Raw genomic sequence first — 20190 nt, 5'->3', positions numbered from 1 at the left:
TTTTTCTCACCAACCCCAACGACGAGATCTTACAAGGTGAAGGCAGGCAGAAGAGTAAAGCGTCCGCGCCAGGGACGGCGCGGCTCGAGCCCCCAGGGAAGGGTTTACGGCGTCTTTACGATCTGCCTGTTTTCACCGCTGCGGGCACTTTGTCATTAACCTCAAGGGGGGATCTGTTTTTCTCACCCCTATTTAATTAGCTTAAACCAATATCAATGACTTTCTGGAAGGCGGCTCTATGGGTCAGGCTTTGGTACCATCGCTGTAAGTGCGGCAATTCTGGGCGCTCAATGGGTAAATTGAACCAGGCATAAGCCAGGCAGCCTAATGGAATATCGCCGATACCGAATTTATCGCCAGAAAGATAAGTTTGTTTGCTGAGAGCTTCATCTGCAATCGTCATTAATGCATTCAGTTGATCAATGCCGTGAGCAATTTTGGCCTTATCTTGTAATTCCGGCGCAGTACGTACCAACCCGATAAACACTGCTTTAAACGGTTCCACTACACTGGATGTCGCCCAATCCATCCATTTTTCAGCGGCCGCCCGCTGCTTTGCCTCAGGCAGATAAAGTGCATTATCGCCATATTGTGCCGCGAGATAGCGCACAATAGTGTTAGATTCCCACAGAATAAAATCGCCATCTTGCAGGCAAGGGATCAAACCATTGGGGTTGAGTGAGCGATATAATGGATCGTTCAATTTGCCATATTGCCCGCCAACATCTACGCGCTCATAACTGACTCCCAACTCTTCCAGACACCACAGCACTTTTTTGACATTGGTCGAATTATTCCGACCCCAAACCGTCAGCATATCAAACTCCCATCTTGTTTAACGCCGTTGCCAATGGTGGATATCCCAGTGATGTAGAATCGCCAAGTCCACCAATTCAGTACCCGGATTGATCACCGCAGCACGATCAACATACTCCAATAATGGCTTGTCATTGATGGAATCACTGTAACCATAGCTGCGCTGGAAATCTAATTGGGGCGACTCGGTGAGCCACTGTTTTAGCCGCTCAACTTTACCTTCGCGGTAAGTCAGCGTTCCATAAGTCTTGCCGGTATAGCGGCTATTTTCTACCTCTACCCCGATAGATAATGCCGCATTGGCCGAGAGTTGTTGTGCAATCGGCGTAACTAAATGTTCGCCGGTGGCTGAAATAATGACGATGCAATCACCACGATTACGGTGCCAGTTCATGAGCTTTCTGGCTTGCGGATACACACGAGGTAAAATGTCGCGCTCAATAAAACGCTCAACCCAACCACCCACTTCAGCCGTATGTTTGCCCACCAAGGGTGACAAGGTCGACTCCATATAACAAGACATCGACAGGCTCCCTTGATAATACTGCTTCATTAAATATTGCTCTTGCTCAGCCAGTTCCTGAGGGGCAAGCCCTTGATCAACCAGCCAGCGTAGCCACAAGCCAGAACTGTCATCACTTATCAGCGTTTCATCGAGATCAAACAAGGCCAAATCCATTAAGCCACCTCCAGGTAGGCAACGCGATTGAAGTGAAACTTAACAGTACTGGTGCTGGACATTGATCATTACCCACCTAAGTAGCGGCTATTAATAGCTAACCTAATACTTTCCACCCAAATAGGAAAGCAAATCAGCGTAGCGGCCAAATAAGACAAAATAATGAAAGAAATAACATAGAACGGATTGATATTGGTGTGCCGCTGAATTTCGGTGTTAATTATTTATATCGTTTAGATATAGATTGTTAAGTATCTGGTCGAGAACGCTCTTAAAAATGCTTCTTATGGTTAAAAACCATCTTGGTTTGCCGCTCAAGCCAAATAGAGAGTGTTGTCGTCTGCCTACTTTCACCCCACGGCTCAGGAGCTAAATATGCTGATTATTCGTTTGTATGGTTGTCCAGTTTTCATTGGTTCTGAGCAAAAAAAGCAGCCCACTGAACATCCTGGAGTGAAAAATGAGTCACCAACACTTAAGCAGTCAATCGCCAGTTAATGCAGATACATTACCTTTATTGGATCTTTCATTGCTCAATGGCAGTGAAACTGAACGTCAGGCATTCTTAGACGCTTTACGCCATGCCGCGCGAGATATTGGATTCTTTTATCTGACCGGACATGGCATTGACCCCGCGTTATTACAGCAAATCCAAACCTTATCACGTGAATTCTTTGCTCTGCCTGATGAAGAGAAACTGGCGGTTGCTATGGTGCGCTCACCGCATTTTCGTGGCTACAATCGCGCGGCCTCAGAACTCACTCGTGGTCAGCCAGATTGGCGTGAACAGTTTGATATCGGTGCTGAGCGTACGCCATTACCTCAAACATCCGGCACCCCGAGTTGGGCGCGGTTACAAGGCCCAAACCAGTGGCCTGAAGCACTGCCCGAATTAAAACCGACCTTATTGCAATGGCAGCGCGAAATGACGGGTATGGCTTTGCGTTTACTGCGCGCCTTTGCTTTGTCATTGAATCTGGATGAAAACGCCTTTGATGAGTTGTATGGCGATAAGCCCAACGAACATATCAAATTGATTCGCTATCCGGGGAGAGAAACCACTCAAAGCGGGCAGGGCGTCGGCGCGCATAAAGACTCAGGTTTCCTCAGCTTTTTATTGCAAGACCAGCAACGCGGCTTGCAGGTCGAAGTGGAAGAGGGGCGCTGGATTGATGCCGTGCCACGGCCGGATACCTTTGTGGTCAATATCGGTGAACTGCTGGAGTTGGCCAGTAATGGTTATCTGCGTGCCACGGTACATCGGGTCGAAACCCCACCGGCGGGGACTGACCGCTTATCGATTGCCTTTTTCCTCGGTGCCCGTCTGGATGCAGTGGTTCCGTTGTATCCATTAACCGCAGAACTGGCCGCTGAAGCCCGTGGCCCGGCGAGCGACCCCGATAATCCACTGTTCCGTGATGTGGGGCTTAATTATCTCAAAGGGCGGTTGCGCTCTCACCCGGATGTTGCCGCAAAATTTTATCCAGAAGTGGTCACACCATCAGCAGAAGCTAGCACAGCTTATTAATATTAAATTATAAAAACTTATTTTTGGGATAATGATTATGACAAAGACAATGATGACTAAAACACGCATTTCTGGCTTGGTTCGCGCCGCAGTATTGACTGCACTGACCTCTACTTTTACTTTATCGGCCCAGGCTGCCGAAGCCTTACGGGTTGCGGCCGATCCGGTTCCTCATGCAGAAATTCTGCAATTCGTGCAAAAGCTAGACCCGTCGTTGAACCTGAAAGTCATTGAAATCCCCAATGGCGTTAACTCGAATGAGCTGTTAGCGCATGGCGATGTGGACGCTAACTACTTCCAGCATGTTCCGTACCTGCATTCTCAAGAGCAAGCGCTGGGGCAGAAGTTTGCCGTTGCTGCCACGGTGCATATTGAACCCTTGGGTGTCTATTCTCATAAACATAAAACCTTTGCTGATGTGCCAGATAAGGGCACTGTTGCCGTACCGAATAACGTCACTAACCTCAGCCGTGCGCTCTATTTATTACAAGATCAAGGATTGATCACCTTAAAACCGGGCTTTACCGATCCGGCGAAAAATCAGGCAACACCTAAGGATATTGCCAGCAATCCAAAACATCTGAAAATTCTCGAAATTGAATCACCGCAGATCCCTCGCTCTCTGGATGATGTTGATTTGGCAGTGATCAATGGTAACTATGCACTGGAAGCGGGTTTGAACCCGGCCAAAGATGCATTGGGGCTGGAGAAGGCTGCTGGCAACCCTTATGCCAATATTCTGGTAACCACACCTGCGCTGGAAAATGACCCGCGTATCAAACAGTTGGCGAAAGACTTGCAGTCACCGGAAGTGGCCAAGTTTATCACTGAAAAATATGCCGGTTCTGTTATCCCGGTGGCAGGCATCAAATCATGATTAGCATCGAACGCCTGAGTAAAACCTACACGCAAGGGGGGCTGCCGATGGTGGCCCTGGAGGAGGTCTCACTGGAGATCCCGACCGGCTCGGTGTTCGGTATTATTGGCCGCAGCGGGGCGGGTAAAAGTACCTTAATCCGCTGCTTGAATTTACTGGAACGGCCCACTTCGGGCCGTATTCAAGTGGATGGCCGCGAGTTAACCACACTTTCTGATCGCGAATTACGCCTGCAACGGCAGAATATCGGCATGATCTTCCAGAATTTCCACTTACTCCATTCACGTAACGTATGGGACAACATTGCTGTTGGATTGGAAATTATTGGTATGCCGAAAGCACAACGCCAAACTCGCGTGGCAGATCTATTGGATTTAGTCGGATTGGGCGATAAAGCCCATGCTTTTCCCTCGCAGCTATCCGGGGGGCAAAAGCAGCGGGTCGGCATTGCCAGAGCGCTGGCGGCTAAGCCGTCCTATCTGTTATCTGATGAAGCCACCAGTGCGTTGGATCCTGAAACTACCGCTTCGATATTGGCGCTGCTCAGTGATATTAATCGCCAACTGGGGTTAACCATTGTGCTGATTACCCATGAGTTGGATGTGGTGAAATCTATCTGTGATACTGCTGCCTTACTGGAACGTGGGCGGGTGGTTGAAACCGGTGCGATAGCCGATTTACTCTCTTCACCTCACTCTCGTCTGGGGCGCTCACTGCTGCCTGCACGTGGCCCGGCATCACTATCCGGCGCGCCGGTGGCGGAGCTGACTTTCTTTGATACCGTCTCGGCCTCGCCGGTACTCAGTGAATTGGCGCAACGTCATGCGGTCGGGGTCACTCTGCTCGGAGGCGGCGTCGAATCGATTGGTGGTCAACGGGTCGGGCGTTTACAAGTTGATTTCAGCCACCCAGACGGCGGGTTGAATTTAGCTGAAGTCTTACAATTTCTAAATGAGCGCGGTGTGAGGGCAGAACTGATATGAACAGTGGCATGAGTTGGCAGGATCTGCTGGAATTGGTCGCCAATGCGACCGGTGAAACTATCTATATGGTGGTGATCGCCACCTTTTTCACGATATTGATTGGCCTGCCATTGGGCGTCTTATTATTTGTTTCACGCCCGAATGGGGTGCTACCTGCTCCCCGCGTGAATACATTGATCGGGGCAATGGTGAATCTGGGGCGTTCAATGCCTTTTGTGGTATTGCTTATTGCGCTGATCCCCATTACCCGTTGGATTATCGGCACCACTCTGGGCAGCACTGCCGCTATTGTCCCTATCACCTTAGGGGCTATTCCGTTTTTTGCCCGAGTGGTCGAGGCGGCGCTGGATGAAGTGGATAAAGGGCGGATTGAAGCCATTCTCTCGATGGGCGGTTCGGCGCGGCATGTGATTCAAAAAGTGTTATTACCGGAAGCATTACCGGCCTTATTAGCCGGAATTACCTTAACCGTGGTGATGCTGGTGGGGTTCTCATCCATGGCGGGTGTCATTGGTGGCGGAGGGTTAGGAGACTTGGCTATTCGCTATGGTTATCAGCGATTTAATAATGAAGTGATGGTCGCAACATTAGTCATATTAGTTATTTTAGTACAAGGCGTACAAAGCTTGGGTGACCGCTGGGTTAGGTCATTAGCTCATCGGCGCTAACTTTTACTCCTTACTCTTTGCTTAACCACTTTCTTATCTTCTCTGTCTGATACGGTAGGAATATAATTCATTCCTACCGTATTTGTCTGATTAAACCTTAGCCGTTCAGCGCTTGGTCTAAGTCTGCAATCAAGTCTTCGGTGTCTTCAATTCCAACGGATAAACGCAATAGTTGTGGAGTAATTCCATGTTTTAAGCGCGTTTCCAGTGGGATTGAGGCATGAGTCATGCTGTAGGGCTGGCTGATTAAGCTTTCAACCCCACCGAGGCTTTCGGCCAGCGTAAACAAATGTGAGCGCTTAATAACAGCGCGGGCGAACTCATCATCGCCTTTCAATCGCACTGAAATCATGCCGCCAAAACCGGCCATCTGTTTGGCTGCCAGCGCGTGTTGCGGGTGGCTTTTTAGCCCCGGGTAATACACATTTTCCACTTGCGGCTGCTGTTCAAGCCATTCGGCAATGCGCTGGGCGCTATCATTATGTCGCGCCATACGTAAAGCCAAAGTTCGTAAACCGCGCAATGTCAGGAAGCTACTGAACGGGTCTAAAATCCCGCCGACGGCATTATGTAAAAAGCCTAATTGTTCGGCCAATTCAGGGTTATTGCCTACCGCCGCGACACCCGCGACGACATCTGAGTGACCATTCAGGTATTTGGTGGCTGAATGCACCACAATATCAAATCCTAAATCCAGTGGGCGCTGAATATAAGGAGAGGCAAAGGTGTTGTCTGCCACACTAATCAATCGATGTTTCTTGGCAATAGCCGCAATCGCTGTCAGATCCGCCAATTTTAACAATGGGTTAGTTGGCGTCTCCACCCAGATCATTTTGGTGTCAGGTAAAATGGCCTGTTCTAAGGCAGCGGTATCCGCAGGTGAGACATAAGTGACTCGCAAACCAGCAGTGCGGCTGCGCACTTTCTCCAGCAGACGGTAGGTGCCGCCGTATAAATCATCCACAGCAATGATATGACTACCTTGATCCAGCAGTTCCAGAACGGTCGAACAGGCGGCTAAGCCAGAAGCAAAAGCATAACCACGAATGCCGCCTTCTAATTCTGCAATCGCTTTTTCCAGTGCGGTGCGTGTCGGGTTACCACTGCGGGAATATTCATACCCGGTGTGCTCGCCGGGGGCTGGTTGTGCGAAAGTGGATGTCGCATAAATTGCGGGCATCACTGCACCGGTGCTGTCTGGGGTATAACCGGCATGGACGGTTAAGGTATCGAACTTTGCCATGATAGAAATCCTTAATAAGAGAAGATTAAGCCAGCTTTTGACGCCAGGTATTCAAAACATCGGTACGGGTAATCAGGCCGAGGAATCGCTCTCCATCCAGCACCACCGCGACATGGCCATCATTAAAGGTCGTCAGTAAAGAGCGGTAATCGGCCTCTTTCTGTAAAGTCTTGACCTGACGCGTCATCGCGCTGCTGACAGGGTGTTTGAAATGGGAAGCATCGGCTTGCACCGCGTTCAGCAAGTCCCATTCGTCGATTAATCCAACCACCTTTTCGCCGTCTAATACTGGTAATTGGGAAATGTCGTACAGGCGCATGCGGGCATGAGCGACGGCTAAGGTATCTTCTGGCGAGACAGAAATAGTCGCGCCATCCTCATGGCTATAAGTGATGTAATCACGTAAATCACCCAGTTGAGGTTTGCTCAGTAGCCCCTGCTCCAGTAACCAGTAGTCATTGAACATTTTGGACAGATATTTATTGCCGCTGTCGCAGACAAAGGTCACCACTCGCTTAGCCGTGGTTTGTTCACGGCAATAGCGCAATGCGGCGGCCAGCAAGGTGCCGGTTGAGGAGCCAGCCAATACACCTTCTTCGCGTAACAGGGTGCGCGCGGTGCTGAATGCTTCAGCATCATCAATACGATAGGATTTTTTCACCTGGGAGAAGTTACTCAGCGGCGGAATAAAGTCCTCGCCAATCCCTTCGACCAGCCAACTACCGGCATCACCAATGCGGTCGCTATCAACGAAATCCGCCAAAATGGAACCCGCTGGATCAGCCAGCACAAATTCAGTTGTCGGTGAAACTTCGGAGAAATAGTGACTCAGGCCGCTCAGCGTGCCGCTGGAACCCACACCCACTACGATGGCATCGATTTGTTCGCCCATCTGCTGCCACAGTTCCGGGCCGGTTGAGGTACGGTGAGCTGCGGGGTTGGCCGGATTATTGAACTGATCAATATAGAAAGAACCCGGGGTCTCCTGCGCCAACCGCAGAGCATAGTCCTGATAATAAGCGGGATGGCCTTTACCCACATCAGAGCGGGTTAGCAGCACTTGCGCGCCTAATGCGCGCAGATGGAAAATCTTCTCTTGGCTCATTTTATCCGGCACCACCAGTATCAGCTTATAGCCCTTTAGTGCGGCAACCAGCGCCAAGCCAAGGCCGGTATTCCCTGCGGTGGCTTCAATAATAGTGCCGCCGGGTTGCAGCAGACCGTCACTTTCTGCCTGTTCAATCATGGAGAGTGCAACACGGTCTTTAATCGAACCCCCAGGGTTTTGGTTTTCCAATTTCACAAATAATTGGCATGGGCCGGTATCAAAGCGGGTCAGTTCCAACAGGGGGGTGTGGCCGATAAGATCAAGCACCGAGCGTGGGATAGCCATTATTGACTCCAGTAAAAATTGAGTTAACCGAATGAGTTCGGTTAACCATCTACGGCTGGATAATAGCGCTAGCGACTTAGGCACTAAAAATAACAAATAACCCGTTTATATTCCTTTTTGGAATATAGTTATGGTTTTTTAGACGTTTAGGTGCTTAGATGTAAGGGTGTTCAGATAGGCAGATGTTTAGCCGTATAGCCATCAATACTGGGTAAAAATAGCCTCTTTACAAAACAAAACGTAAAACTATGCCCAATTGGCGCGGCAATGGGATAAATTTAGAACGGTACTAATTTGTGGCTAAGCTAATATTTCAGTACCAGTGAAAAAACGTTACTTTTTCGCTAATTGGACAGTGGTTTTTTCTGGGAATACCACTTATTTCCGATTATTTGCAAGGATACTCTGGCGACCTCATGATGAAATTTATTCCCCCGTTTAAGCTTAAAAAGCTGACTTTCAGTGCTGGTTTGTTGCTCTTGGCACTGCCTTATGCCCACGCGGCTGACTCTCCTGCGGCTCCTGCGATAGACGCCAAAGCCTATGTATTGATGGATTACAACAGTGGAAAAGTGCTGGCAGAAGGGAACAGTGACCAACGCCTTGACCCGGCCAGCCTGACAAAAATTATGTCCAGTTATGTGATTGGACAGGCAATTAAAGCCGGTAAAGTGCATCCGGACGATTTAGTGACGGTCGGCAAAGATGCCTGGGCCACCGGTAACCCGGCACTGCGCGGCTCCTCATTGATGTTTTTGAAACCGGGCGATCAAGTGAAATTGTCCGACTTGAATAAAGGTATTGTGATCCAGTCTGGTAATGATGCCAGTATCGCGTTGGCGGATTATATTGCCGGTAGTCAGGACAGTTTTGTTGGCTTGATGAATAATTACGCTAAAGCGTTCGGCCTCAATAACACCCATTTCATGACGGTGCATGGCCTTGATGCTCCTGGTCAGTACAGTACCGCACATGATATGGCTGTATTGGGGCAGGCGTTGATCCGCGATGTTCCAGATGAATATGCATTGCATAAAGAGAAAGAATTTACCTTTAATAAAATCCGCCAGATTAACCGTAACCGATTGTTATGGAGTACTAATCTCAACGTAGATGGTATGAAAACCGGCTTTACCGCTGGCGCTGGGCATAATCTGGTGGCTTCTGCTACCGACGGGCCGATGCGTTTGATCTCTGTTGTTCTAGGCGCACCCAGTGACAGAGTCCGTTTCAGTGAAAGTGAGAAGCTATTGACCTGGGGATTCCGCTTCTATGAAACGGTGGTGCCGATTAAGGCCACCAAGCCTTTTGTGACGCAGAAAGTATGGTTTGGTGACACTGGACAAGCTGAACTGGGTGTGGCGGAGGATGCTGCTATCACCATCCCGAAAGGGCAAATGAAGAATTTGAAAGCCAGTTATAAGCTGAATGAGACTGAGTTGCGTGCCCCGCTGGCGAAGCATCAGGTAGTCGGGACTATTGATTTTCAACTGAATGGGAAAACCATTGATCAGCGCCCATTAGTGGTATTAAACGAAGTCAAAGAGGGCGGGTTCTTCAGCCGCATCTGGGGTTTTTTGATGATGAAAATCAGCCAGTTATTTAGCTAATCTCAAGCAAAAGGGCGACTAGCAAGTCGCCTTTCAGACGGCTAACAAAGCTGATAAGCTGGGAAATGTGCCGTATGGGTCCCTATCTATTTAAAATACAAGTGGCGTGAGCCGTCGGAGCGCCCATCGGTGCAGTCGCCCAGCTAGTCTCGGTGCGACAAAATAGGGTTGTCATTAACTTCAAGGGCGGCTCTCAAGTCGCCCTTACTTTTCTATCCTGATAGCAATCAGTTACAGGCAACAACCTTGATTGCCAAACCACCACGGGAGGTTTCACGATATTTTGAGTTCATATCTTTGCCGGTTTCGTACATCGTTTCGATGACTTTATCCAGACAGACACTAGGCTCGCTGGTGCGGCGCAATGCCATACGCGCTGAGTTAACCGCTTGCACCGCAGAAATGGCGTTACGCTCAATGCATGGCACCTGAACTTGGCCCGCCACGGGGTCACAAGTCAGCCCCAGGTTATGCTCCATGGCGATCTCAGCCGCGATACAGACTTGAGCAGGGCTGCCGCCCATCAACTCCGCCAGACCAGCTGCGGCCATTGAACAAGCTACACCCACTTCCCCCTGGCAACCCACTTCAGCGCCGGAAATGGAAGCATTCATTTTATACAGCGCACCAATAACACCTGCCACCAGGAAATAGCGACTATATGAGTTCTCATTCACTGGGCGAATGAATTTGTCATAGTAAGCCAGTACCGCAGGGATGATACCGCAAGCCCCGTTGGTTGGTGCCGTGACCACGCGACCACCCGCAGCATTTTCTTCATTGACGGCCAAGGCATACATATTGATCCAATCGACAACCATCATCGGATCAGCATTATGTTTATCAGTAGTCACCAGCATACGGCGTAATGCAGCAGCGCGGCGCGGGACTTTCATCGGGCCGGGCAATAGGCCTTCAGTATTAATACCGCGCTCAATACCGGCACGCATCACATCCCAAATAGCCGCAAAGTGCGCGCTTATCTCGGTTTTACTATGCAAAGCCAGCTCATTTTGCATCACTAAGCCAGATAAAGATAAACCGGTATCTTTACAGTGCTTTTGTAAGTCACGCGCAGAATTGAACGGGTAGGGCACAGTAACTGCGTTGCTATCTTGCTGACCAAAGTGAGCTTCATCAACAATAAACCCACCGCCAATGGAGTAATAGGTTTTGCTGAAAATGCAGTCATCGCCCGCATGTGCGCTGATGGTCATGCCATTTTCATGCAGCGGCAAGTTGGTTTCATGGAAATTCATTCCACCATTTGCCAGAAAATCGACTTCATGGCTACCATTTGCCAGCAACAAACGTTCCCGTGCGGCTACGTCACGGATAAAACCTGGGATAGCATCAATATCAACAGTATCAGGCAGATTCCCCGCCAGACCCATAATGATGGCGATATCGGTATGGTGGCCTTTGCCAGTTAGAGACAAAGAACCGTAAACATCAACGGTGACTCGGGTGATGGCAGAAAGATGCCCCAGTGCGATTAAATCATCGGTAAACAGCTTGCCAGCCTTCATCGGGCCGACGGTGTGAGAGCTGGAAGGACCAATACCAATCTTGAAAATGTCAAAAACGCTGACCATATTATTCGCCTCCTTCATGTAAAGGCGTTAATTATTAAAATGCTTATATGCCGTGGGAAAAAGAGCCGGCGCGGACGCACCGGCTTTTGAAACGATTCTCAGTTGATGCTAATGAGCTGGCCGTGGAGGTTAGCCAGCGTCAGAATCATTTACCGAACAGGCTGAACAAGATTGCTGAGATAGCAATAAGACCCATGATGACCACGAATACGTTGCTTACTTTGCCGCTGTATTTACGCATCGCCGGAACTTTATGGATGGCGTACATTGGCATCAGGAACAATAGCATCGCGATAATTGGGCCACCCAGTGTTTCAATCATGCCCAGAATGCTGGGGTTCATGGTTGCTACTATCCAGGTGGTGACCAGCATGAACAGGGCAGTAATGCGGTTCAATTTGTCATGATTGATCTCTTTGCCTTTGCTGCGCAGAGATTTGATCATCATGCCATTGAAGCCTTCACGTGCGCCCAGATAGTGGCCCAGGAAAGATTTAGTGATAGCGATAAAGGCAATAACCGGTGCCATGTAGGCAATCATTGGGGTATTAAAGTGGTTAGCCAGGTAAGACAGAATGGAGATATTCTGGCTTTTCGCTTCTGCCAGATCCGCAGGGGACAGGCTCAGGACGCAGCTGAATACGAAGAACATCACGGTAACAACCATCATGATGTGTGCGAAAGCTAAAATGCGGGAGCATTTTTTCTCAGCATCAACACCATATTCTTCGCGTTTTGCTACTGCAAAGGCAGAGATGATTGGGGAGTGGTTGAATGAGAACACCATCACCGGAATTACCAGCCACAGAGTCATCCACAGACCACTGCCAGTACCATTGCCATCCATGGAAACGTGTTCGAAGATCGCACTTGACCAGTTAGGGATCAGGTAAACAGCCAGCAGCATTAATACTGCAACAAATGGGAATACCAGAATACTCATTGCTTTCACAATGGCATGCTCACCAAAACGCACGATAGTCATCAGGCCGATGATAAGGATCAGCGACAGAATGGCACGCGGTGGCGATGGCAGATGCATCTGATGAGTAATAAAGCTATCAACGGTGTTAGTAATCGCGACACTGTAGACCAACAAAATTGGGTAGATAGCGAAGAAGTAAAGCAGGGTAATCAGTTTACCCGCGCCTTGACCAAAATGCTCTTCAACCACTTCAGTGATATCTTCTCCCGGATTTTTACCTGACAGCACAAAACGGCACAGGCCACGGTGCGCATAGAAGGTCATTGGGAAAGCAATAATAGCCATAACGATCAGCGGTAGCAGGCCACCGATACCCGCATTGATTGGCAGGAACAATACACCTGCACCGATTGCCGTACCGTACAGACCCAACATCCACATGGTGTCACTTTTACGCCATGTACTTGATGAAGTTTTTCCCGATGAGGCAATAGTGCCTGTTTGAGTAGTGTCCATGAAAAATCTCCAATGTGAACACGTTAATTTAAAATTAAGAGCCGAAAGTTAAGTACCTGTAATGCCTTATTTAGCGACGTTATCAGGCGAAAAATTCAGTCAAAACGATTTGTTTAAAGTTGGTACCCTGGTTATTACTTTGGTGTCGTGGTTGTGATTTATACCTAAACGTTAAAGTGCAAAATTTAACCGATTTTAAGAGGGTGAATTCACTTTATCGGATATTTTTGTTGTTCCTAAAGAACAGTAGTTTTTGCTGGCGGCAAGATAGCGATTTGTAGTGAAAACTACCGTGATCATGCTCGCAAATGCTCAATAAACTCGACATTCATGACTTGTTGCAGATTTACAAACTATTGTTATATGAATGTTTATAATCCATCAATAAGCACAATGAAAAACACCTCTTTCTTACTGAACAATAAATAAACGATTTATTTTTTATCCCTTAATATCTTGGTGGGCAATATATTTTAACCCAGCTTGCGAATCTAGTAAAAATCGGTTTTTTAACCGGTTTGTTGACGAATATCATTAATGTAAAGAAAGTTAATTTGTTTAACTTATTGATATTAATGGTATTTTAATTTTTTATGCGAATAAGCAATAGCATCTGGAAATGGCGGTGATATAAACAGTGAAATAAGAAAACAACAATAAGAGTGTTGATGGGCAGGAATAAGTCAGCGAGTGATTATTGGTACTCTATGCTTTATTTGTCATATGAAAATGAGCGATTAGTAATTGTCAGACAATAAACTAACGCTATTCCTTTAATTGAATGCATTAAAAGAACACTAAATGTTAAATTAATTTACCTTAAACCCAAATATAAGTGGATATTAATTCGACAATGGAATCGTGTTTTAAATTTAGCATGGATAGAAGCACCATTAAGCCACAAATTAAATATGGTTATTTGCCATCAGATTATTTTGCTTAAATATAATCCATTTTTTATCTGATAGAGGTGAAGGAATTATCTATTGAGTGTTTGTTGAACTAGGATTTTTACTATGTAATCAAAGGGGTCAGCCATTATGGATAACATAAATGAGAGGGAGTATCTAGCGAGCAGCAAGATGCGGTGCACGCATCTTGCCCGTTATCCGTATCTATACTCGTTATACTTCAAGCTGCATGTGCGGTGGCTACGTTCAATTACCCGAATCACTTACGAGAGTAAGCTCATCGGGGTTCTCTCTCTTGCCGCCTTCCTGTAACTCGAATTATTTAGAGTATATAAGGGGGAAAAGAACCTAACAGTAGGTTTTGATATTGTGCTGTAAAAAGAACTGGCTGAATTCGCTATCGGGCTGACGGTTGGTCACAATGGCATCAAAAAGTGTTAGCGCACCAATACTGGCGGGCTTGATTTTGCCAAATTTGCTGTGGTCAGCCACCAGGATTTTATGCTGGGATTTGGCAATGGCACGGTGTTTCAACAAGATCTCATCAAAGTTGAAACAGGTGGCTCCATACTCAATAGAAACGCCCGCCGCAGAGATAAAAGCTTTATTTGGGCAAGCATTATCCAGCTCATTATGTTGGCTAATAGGGGTGAAAATATAGTTATTGGGTTTGAATTCACCCCCGCACAAGATAACTTTGCAATTGGGTTTGTCTTGTAAAGACAAGAAGGTATTGAGGGAGTAGCAGATGGCAGTAAATGACAGTTCCTCATCTATCTCATCGATTATTGAAGGAATTGTGGTGCCGCAGTCAAAAAAAACGGTGTCATTTTCCGTAATAAGACGTGCCGCTAACTGACCAATTAGGCGTTTTTCTTCCACCTGCTTGGCTTGTTGGTCGGAAACAAAATAGTTATTGGCATTGTTGCTTTTGGGGTCCATCACTACATAACCGCCCAGTAAAATGACGGAAGTAGGTTCGGCACTCAGATCTCGCCGAATCGTCATTTCAGAAACACGCAATAGATTGGCTGCGTCTTTTAGATGGATTTTGTCGGAGCGCTTAAGGGCCTGAGTAAGTTTATTGATACGTTCTGCACGGCGAGTTTCCATAAGCTATCCCTGACGAGTTATTTTTAACACCATGTACCGTAAAATAAAAAGCGTAAAATAAAAAGCGCAAAACAAAGAGTGCAAACAGTACATGGAATAAGTAAGCCCGGCAATAACCGGGCTTTACCCGTCATACTTCAAGCTACATGTGCGTTGGCAGCTCTCGTTACTCGGCCCGTCCATGGGCCTCGCCTCTGCGAGGCCGCTACAAGCAGCGTTCAAATCGGTTCCCGACCGATTTGTCACCCGAATCACTTACCTGAGTAAGCTCATCGGGATTTACTCAATTGCCGCCTTCCTGCAACTTGAATTATTTGGGGTGTATAATAAGTTAGTAACTTGACGCCGATGCTTGCTGGCCTGAAACGATAACAACACCAGAACTGGTGCCAATTCGTGTTGCGCCGGCCTTAATCATTGTTTCTGCTGTCGCTCTGTCACGAACCGCACCGGAGGCTTTGACCCCCATATCCTGGCCTACTGTGGCACGCATCAATTTGACATGCTCTTCTTTAGCGCCGCCAGTGCTGAAACCTGTTGAGGTTTTAACAAAAGCGACGTCAAGCTCACGGCACATTTCACAAACTTGTACAATCTGTGCATCGCTAAGCAGGCAGGTTTCTAATATTACCTTCAACGGTGTGGAGGCGCAATTATCGCGCACGGCCTTGATGTCCGCTTTAACTTCTGCGATTTTGCCACTTTTCAACCAGCCAACATTGATAACCATATCAATCTCTTGTGCGCCAGCTTTGATAGCAGCTTGGGCTTCAAAGGCTTTTGCTTCGGTCAAGCCAGCACCCAGTGGGAAACCAATGACTGAACACACTTTAACCGAGGTGCCTGCTAATTGCTGTGCAGCAACTGGAACATACCCAGAGTTAACACATACCGCATAAAAATGATGCTGCTTGGCTTCTCCGCACAGCTTAATAATTTGCTCTTCGGTGGCATCCATTGCCAGTAGGGTATGGTCAATATAATTAGCGTAATTGATCGTCATGATTTTTATCCTTTTGTTCATCTATAAGTTAGCTCTATTGTTATAATAATAACATTATCAGAAAAAAACAAAGCTAATTCTCACATTTCTAGCTGTTTTAGATTTTATTTTGTTATTTTAATTACATTTATGATGGTTAAATAACCGCATAAAGCACCATGTGTTGGCGTAATTATTTGATTTTTTGTATATTTTAAAATTGTGAAGGGATTTTACGGGGAATTTAGCCGGCATTTTAATCTGCCGGCAATGTGAGATGAGTCACGTAGAGGGCGCTAGTTTCTGACCCATCCTCTGCTGATAGGTAAGGCAAAGCCAACCTGATAGAGGCGTTTCAACCCATTTGAAATAGCGTCGCCGAACAAGTTCCACACCAATTGTGCAAACAGACAGCCGACAATTCCTAGCAAAAATCCCCCCACCATATCTAACGGCCAGTGCACACCCAGGTAAATTCGTGACCATGCAATTGCGACAGCTACGACCATCAGGCTGAGAGCGGACCACAGTTTGTGCCAAAAAACAAAGGCCAGAGCAAAAGTGAAAATAGCGGTGCCGTGATTACTCGGGAAAGAACTATCGGGTGTGTGATTCATAAAGTGATAACCAAAACCGACGACAAAAGGCCGGTCGTGGGGGATAAGCATCCCAATGCAGGAGGCTGAAAGCATGGAAAAAGCCAGTGCGATAGCGGCTTTGGTCACTAAGGCACGCTGTGAGTTCATGTCGCTTTGTGGCCCCCACAACCACATACCCACTAATAATATGGGGATAATCATAATCAAATCGCGTGCGATAAAAGTCGCAAAAGAAATCATCCATGGCGATGATGCTGGAGTGGCATTTATCATGGAAAAGAAAAAGTAATTCATTTGTTCAATCATTCTTTACCCTTATTACGGTTGTAAAAACCGCTGATCATCCAATACACAGCCAATTGACTGAGCCAAACCCACCAACCTGCCCACAGGTTATGGGTAAGAAAATGTGCCCCGCGCATGATTTGTCCAAAACCCATCAACATGCCAAGACTCACACCCGCCAACCAACACAGTAAAGCTATCCGTGGCCGCTCGGGGTAAAACAAGAAAAATAATGCCATTACTGCAAACCCACTAGAGGCATGGCCGCCAGGAAAGCAGTGGCCAGGGCCTGCGCCGACCGGGGCTGTTCCCATCAGTACATAGCTGAGAGATTTACCACCATATTCCACCAGATCCCAAGGGCAGGAGTGAGCACTGGTCGCTTTTAGCACCCCTATCACCAGCGGGCCGATACCGAACAGCAACATAGTGGTGACTACGCGCTTATTGCGGCGATAAAAACCCCATAGCAATGTGACAACGGCAGCGCTGATAATGGTTATTTTCAATAAGCGATGGTTCAGTAAATCCAGCCAGTAATTATTTTCCCATGGAAAATGTTGCGAGGCGGGATCAAACCAATAATTACTGATAAGCCAATCCAACTGTTCATCACGGGATAACCAAAGAAACAGCAATCCACTGATCACCAATGCAAAAACCTGCCAAAAATAAAAGGATAACGGCAACGAGTAAAGGGAGTTTGTCCTAATTATCAGTGCCGTTGAGGTATTATTTAATGTCGATGTCATGACGCTTGATTGAGAGGCAGGTTTGTTGATCTTCACGAAATAGCCTGGAGCAGAAGTAGTGATGTTCCTACTGTAATAATTTTGTCTTAAGAAAGCCTTAAGGGGGAGGGATGGGGCTTGAATTTCAGACAAGAAAAAACCCGATAGTCTCATTACTCTATATAAAACAACAATATACAATAAATACAATGAGTTGATTAGTTATTGAGGGGTAGTAAATACTAGGGAAGGGTAACCTCCGCCGCCACTTTGTCGCCAGCTTTCATGGTGGTTAGCGGGTTGAACTGCACGGCGGTTTCTAAGTGTTCTGGCGCAAAGTGAGCATAGCGCATTGTCATTTGAATATCACTGTGACCAAGGATGCGCTGCAATACCAGAATGTTGCCCCCGGACATCATAAAGTGAGCGGCAAAGGTATGACGCAAAACATGCGTAAGCTGACCAGTGGGTAACTTTATGTCTGTGGTGTTGATTGCGGCCATAAAGCGGAAATAACACTCACTGAAAAGACGGTCTCCCTCTAACGCGATTAACTCGTCATGAAGTTCTTTGCTAATTGGCACGCTACGGTTCTTTTTACCTTTTGTTCTGATAAAGGTAATTTTATTCGGGCTGACCTGCGAACGGGTGAGCTTCTCCGCCTCATTCCATCGCGCCCCGGTGCTGAGACAAACTTTTACTACCATTGGCAAATCTGCCCGGCCAAGACTACATGCGGCCAATAGCGTTTTAATCTGCTCATGGGTGAGCCACGCCATTTCTTTTTCTGCCACGGCGTATTTGCGCAGATTGTCTAATGGGTTCGGTAAGTTCCATTCGCCTAATCTGGCCAATTCGCTAAACATACCGCTTAAAAAACTTTGTTCCAGATTCACGGTTACCGGCTTTGCGCCTTTCTTCCATTTCTCAGAAAAGTAAATTTCGCCAGATAAACGCTTAGAGCGGTAGTGAGCAAAATCTTTGCCACTCAAACTATGAGCGGGGGGATTACCCAGCGCGGCAACTATCAATTCTAGTTTTTTATAAATTTTTTCACCAGCTTCCAGAGAACGGCCATGCAGGTTGTACCAAAGTTCGGCAATCTCGCTTAACGTGCGGCGGTCTGGCGCATCTCCCAACCAAGGCTTATTGTTCACCTGATCCATGGTGTAACGTTCAAAGGCTAAGGCTTCACCTTTGGTCGCAAACATTTTTCTCACCCGGCGACCTGTACGGCCTGCCGGGTAGCACTCACAAAGCCATTGACCTGCTGGTTGTTTGCGCACTGACATTGAGAACCCCCTTGGAAGATAAGGGAGGTATTTAACTGTATGCATAAACAGTAGTCAATGTTTTATAAATAATAAATAAACATCTATTATTTACTTTAACTGAAGTACCTCTATTGAATCTGTGATTATTTCACTAAAGTTGTTAGAGTGAAGAGTGAATCGCCCAAAACAATCACTCATATGTTTATCCCACATAGCTTTTTCGGCTGAAGTAGGTTTTGGAAAATTACTAGGTAAGCTGTTATCTGATGATATTAATGCGTATATAATTATTTTTGAGTAATATGTGTCTCTACCAAGTGTATAATCGAAATTGTTAAGTCCAAGGAGTTCTGCAATCGAATTGATATTTGTTTTTTTTAATGATAAACCTAGCGCCGTCTCTTTATCAAAACAATAAAGAAAAATTCCAAAAATCGTCAGTAAAGCGTACCCCATTGCAGTGTTATTTTTTAATTTACACGATGATACTTTTTGATATATATCTATGTAACGTGCAAATGTTTCTACTTCTCGTAATGATAGATTTCTTATTTCAATAAAGTGTTTTATATATTCTGATAGTTCTTTTATTTCAATTAGTGACTTTGATTTCTGCGAAATGGTATCCCAGTGATAAATTGATGCTAATGCGTTTTTATAACCATCATTTTTATAATGGTCAGATAATGTAAATGCAAATCTAATGAATTTATCTAAATATCTTTTTGCATCAACAGATTGTCCATAGATATGGTTTATCGATGCTTGTAGTTGTTGTGTATTTGTGACTAAAACAAAATGAACATTGTCTATATCAAATACATGCTTTATATTTTCTAAAATAGAAATGGCAAAGCTAGGTTTACAGCGATCTAATTCATCAATGAAAATTACTATTGGATTTTCATCAGAAATTTCTTTTAACGCTATCTTTAATGTTTTTATATTTTTTTCGGAATCAATATGATCTTCCAGAAGTGTCTCTATAGTCCTATCTATTGCAGCACTACTGGTTTCCTTTATTGCTTCTTGAAACTCTCCAGCTAAATCATCTGTGTTTTGTCTCAGAACCCAGCCAGCACCAGCCTTTAGTGCGGTTTTTAAACCAAACCTTAGAGCAGGCAGGGCCTTTTTAATTAATGCAGGTCTTTCAGTCTCAGGTAAAAGAGTTACTATTGCCGCAAGAACAGTTAATATTGGTGAGTCTGTATGGTCTTCGTTAAATGCGTCTACATAAACAGTCTTATATTCAGGGTTGCTTTCATTTAGTAAATTAATTAGTTTGTAGCAAAACTCTGTTTTTCCGGTTCCCCAACTTCCATCTATAATCATAGGGGAAGTATCTATATCTGAAGTGATGAGTTTTATTATTTTTTCTGCAATACTTTTTCTTTTATATTCATCTCTATTGCTAAATGTTATTTTATTGTCTAAATTTATCATCAGGTTCTACTCCTGTAGT

17 protein-coding genes are annotated in these 20190 nt (G+C 46.1%); 5 read left to right on the top strand and 12 right to left on the bottom strand.

The genetic code is table 11. The features are described from left to right. Window positions 1–196: 196 nt before the first annotated feature. Window positions 197–817: a glutathione S-transferase family protein gene (locus tag FGL26_RS07980; protein ID WP_005171328.1), complete on the bottom strand. Its 621-nt coding sequence runs from the start codon at window positions 815–817 to the stop codon at window positions 197–199. An 18-nt stretch (window positions 818–835) separates the two neighbouring features. Continuing rightward, a complete protein-coding gene (locus tag FGL26_RS07975) occupies window positions 836–1495 on the bottom strand; it encodes an HAD family hydrolase (RefSeq protein ID WP_005171326.1) in 660 nt (219 codons plus the stop codon). Between the two features lie 460 nt (window positions 1496–1955). Here FGL26_RS07975 and FGL26_RS07970 point away from each other — a divergent pair, with 460 nt between their 5' ends. The 4 genes from FGL26_RS07970 to FGL26_RS07955 are packed head-to-tail and all read left to right on the top strand — an operon-like array spanning window position 1956 to window position 5551. After that, window positions 1956–3023 (top strand): isopenicillin N synthase family dioxygenase, encoded by a 1068-nt coding sequence (locus tag FGL26_RS07970; protein WP_005171324.1) that lies wholly within the window; start codon window positions 1956–1958, stop codon window positions 3021–3023. Between the two features lie 52 nt (window positions 3024–3075). Next, the gene (locus FGL26_RS07965) at window positions 3076–3900 is read left to right on the top strand and encodes a MetQ/NlpA family ABC transporter substrate-binding protein (protein WP_005171322.1); all 825 of its coding nucleotides are present in this window, start codon (window positions 3076–3078) and stop codon (window positions 3898–3900) included. Continuing rightward, window positions 3897–4883 (top strand): methionine ABC transporter ATP-binding protein, encoded by a 987-nt coding sequence (locus FGL26_RS07960; protein WP_005171320.1) that lies wholly within the window; start codon window positions 3897–3899, stop codon window positions 4881–4883. Before FGL26_RS07965 ends, FGL26_RS07960 begins: the two co-directional genes overlap by 4 nt. Then, window positions 4880–5551: a methionine ABC transporter permease gene (locus tag FGL26_RS07955; RefSeq protein ID WP_005171317.1), complete on the top strand. Its 672-nt coding sequence runs from the start codon at window positions 4880–4882 to the stop codon at window positions 5549–5551. Before FGL26_RS07960 ends, FGL26_RS07955 begins: the two co-directional genes overlap by 4 nt. A gap of 97 nt (window positions 5552–5648) precedes the next feature. Here FGL26_RS07955 and FGL26_RS07950 read toward each other — a convergent pair whose 3' ends face one another. Next, entirely contained in the window at window positions 5649–6794 is a 1146-nt protein-coding gene (locus FGL26_RS07950; protein WP_005171316.1) for a trans-sulfuration enzyme family protein, read from the bottom strand. Between the two features lie 25 nt (window positions 6795–6819). Then, a complete protein-coding gene (locus tag FGL26_RS07945) occupies window positions 6820–8187 on the bottom strand; it encodes a pyridoxal-phosphate dependent enzyme (RefSeq protein ID WP_005171314.1) in 1368 nt (455 codons plus the stop codon). A gap of 416 nt (window positions 8188–8603) precedes the next feature. Here FGL26_RS07945 and FGL26_RS07940 point away from each other — a divergent pair, with 416 nt between their 5' ends. Beyond that, window positions 8604–9797: a serine hydrolase gene (locus FGL26_RS07940; RefSeq protein ID WP_032902888.1), complete on the top strand. Its 1194-nt coding sequence runs from the start codon at window positions 8604–8606 to the stop codon at window positions 9795–9797. Between the two features lie 227 nt (window positions 9798–10024). Here the strand turns inward: FGL26_RS07940 and FGL26_RS07935 are convergent, their stop codons facing one another. From FGL26_RS07935 to FGL26_RS07900, 8 genes are all read right to left on the bottom strand, one after another. Then, complete coding sequence (locus tag FGL26_RS07935; protein WP_005171310.1) at window positions 10025–11392, bottom strand: L-serine ammonia-lyase; 1368 nt, start codon at window positions 11390–11392, stop codon at window positions 10025–10027. Between the two features lie 145 nt (window positions 11393–11537). After that, window positions 11538–12833 (bottom strand): HAAAP family serine/threonine permease, encoded by a 1296-nt coding sequence (locus tag FGL26_RS07930; protein WP_005171308.1) that lies wholly within the window; start codon window positions 12831–12833, stop codon window positions 11538–11540. 1259 nt (window positions 12834–14092) lie between these two features. Further along, window positions 14093–14857 (bottom strand): DNA-binding transcriptional repressor DeoR, encoded by a 765-nt coding sequence (gene deoR / locus FGL26_RS07925; RefSeq protein ID WP_005171306.1) that lies wholly within the window; start codon window positions 14855–14857, stop codon window positions 14093–14095. A 331-nt stretch (window positions 14858–15188) separates the two neighbouring features. Then, window positions 15189–15860 carry a deoxyribose-phosphate aldolase gene (deoC, locus tag FGL26_RS07920; protein WP_005171305.1) on the bottom strand — a complete coding sequence of 224 codons (672 nt, stop codon included), beginning with the start codon at window positions 15858–15860 and terminating at the stop codon, window positions 15189–15191. A 275-nt stretch (window positions 15861–16135) separates the two neighbouring features. Continuing rightward, a complete protein-coding gene (gene ybjG, locus FGL26_RS07915) occupies window positions 16136–16741 on the bottom strand; it encodes an undecaprenyl-diphosphate phosphatase (RefSeq protein ID WP_166792491.1) in 606 nt (201 codons plus the stop codon). Next, window positions 16741–17412 carry a phosphatase PAP2 family protein gene (locus FGL26_RS07910; RefSeq protein ID WP_032902886.1) on the bottom strand — a complete coding sequence of 224 codons (672 nt, stop codon included), beginning with the start codon at window positions 17410–17412 and terminating at the stop codon, window positions 16741–16743. Before FGL26_RS07910 ends, ybjG begins: the two co-directional genes overlap by 1 nt. A gap of 284 nt (window positions 17413–17696) precedes the next feature. Continuing rightward, window positions 17697–18746 (bottom strand): phage integrase, encoded by a 1050-nt coding sequence (locus FGL26_RS07905; RefSeq protein ID WP_005171299.1) that lies wholly within the window; start codon window positions 18744–18746, stop codon window positions 17697–17699. A 90-nt stretch (window positions 18747–18836) separates the two neighbouring features. Continuing rightward, a complete protein-coding gene (locus FGL26_RS07900) occupies window positions 18837–20171 on the bottom strand; it encodes a KAP family P-loop NTPase fold protein (RefSeq protein ID WP_005171294.1) in 1335 nt (444 codons plus the stop codon). Between the last annotated feature and the right edge of the window lie 19 nt (window positions 20172–20190).

It is taken from the genome of Yersinia enterocolitica subsp. enterocolitica (assembly GCF_901472495.1).
Lineage (GTDB): Bacteria > Pseudomonadota > Gammaproteobacteria > Enterobacterales > Enterobacteriaceae > Yersinia > Yersinia enterocolitica.
The sequence above is the reverse complement of the archived record's forward strand: the minus strand, read 5'-3'. Positions and strand labels throughout refer to the sequence as shown.

Excerpts from the sequence above, each read along its gene's own strand:
- FGL26_RS07980 (WP_005171328.1), bottom strand. The coding sequence starts at position 817 with ATGCTGACGGTTTGGGGTCGGAATAATTCGACCAATGTCAAAAAAGTG.
- FGL26_RS07960 (WP_005171320.1), top strand. The coding sequence starts at position 3,897 with ATGATTAGCATCGAACGCCTGAGTAAAACCTACACGCAAGGGGGGCTG.
- FGL26_RS07975 (WP_005171326.1), bottom strand. The coding sequence starts at position 1,495 with ATGGATTTGGCCTTGTTTGATCTCGATGAAACGCTGATAAGTGATGAC.
- FGL26_RS07965 (WP_005171322.1), top strand. The coding sequence starts at position 3,076 with ATGACTAAAACACGCATTTCTGGCTTGGTTCGCGCCGCAGTATTGACT.
- FGL26_RS07940 (WP_032902888.1), top strand. The coding sequence starts at position 8,604 with ATGATGAAATTTATTCCCCCGTTTAAGCTTAAAAAGCTGACTTTCAGT.
- FGL26_RS07935 (WP_005171310.1), bottom strand. The coding sequence starts at position 11,392 with ATGGTCAGCGTTTTTGACATTTTCAAGATTGGTATTGGTCCTTCCAGC.
- FGL26_RS07955 (WP_005171317.1), top strand. The coding sequence starts at position 4,880 with ATGAACAGTGGCATGAGTTGGCAGGATCTGCTGGAATTGGTCGCCAAT.
- FGL26_RS07970 (WP_005171324.1), top strand. The coding sequence starts at position 1,956 with ATGAGTCACCAACACTTAAGCAGTCAATCGCCAGTTAATGCAGATACA.
- FGL26_RS07930 (WP_005171308.1), bottom strand. The coding sequence starts at position 12,833 with ATGGACACTACTCAAACAGGCACTATTGCCTCATCGGGAAAAACTTCA.
- FGL26_RS07905 (WP_005171299.1), bottom strand. The coding sequence starts at position 18,746 with ATGTCAGTGCGCAAACAACCAGCAGGTCAATGGCTTTGTGAGTGCTAC.
- deoC (WP_005171305.1), bottom strand. The coding sequence starts at position 15,860 with ATGACGATCAATTACGCTAATTATATTGACCATACCCTACTGGCAATG.
- FGL26_RS07945 (WP_005171314.1), bottom strand. The coding sequence starts at position 8,187 with ATGGCTATCCCACGCTCGGTGCTTGATCTTATCGGCCACACCCCCCTG.
- FGL26_RS07900 (WP_005171294.1), bottom strand. The coding sequence starts at position 20,171 with ATGATAAATTTAGACAATAAAATAACATTTAGCAATAGAGATGAATAT.
- FGL26_RS07950 (WP_005171316.1), bottom strand. The coding sequence starts at position 6,794 with ATGGCAAAGTTCGATACCTTAACCGTCCATGCCGGTTATACCCCAGAC.
- deoR (WP_005171306.1), bottom strand. The coding sequence starts at position 14,857 with ATGGAAACTCGCCGTGCAGAACGTATCAATAAACTTACTCAGGCCCTT.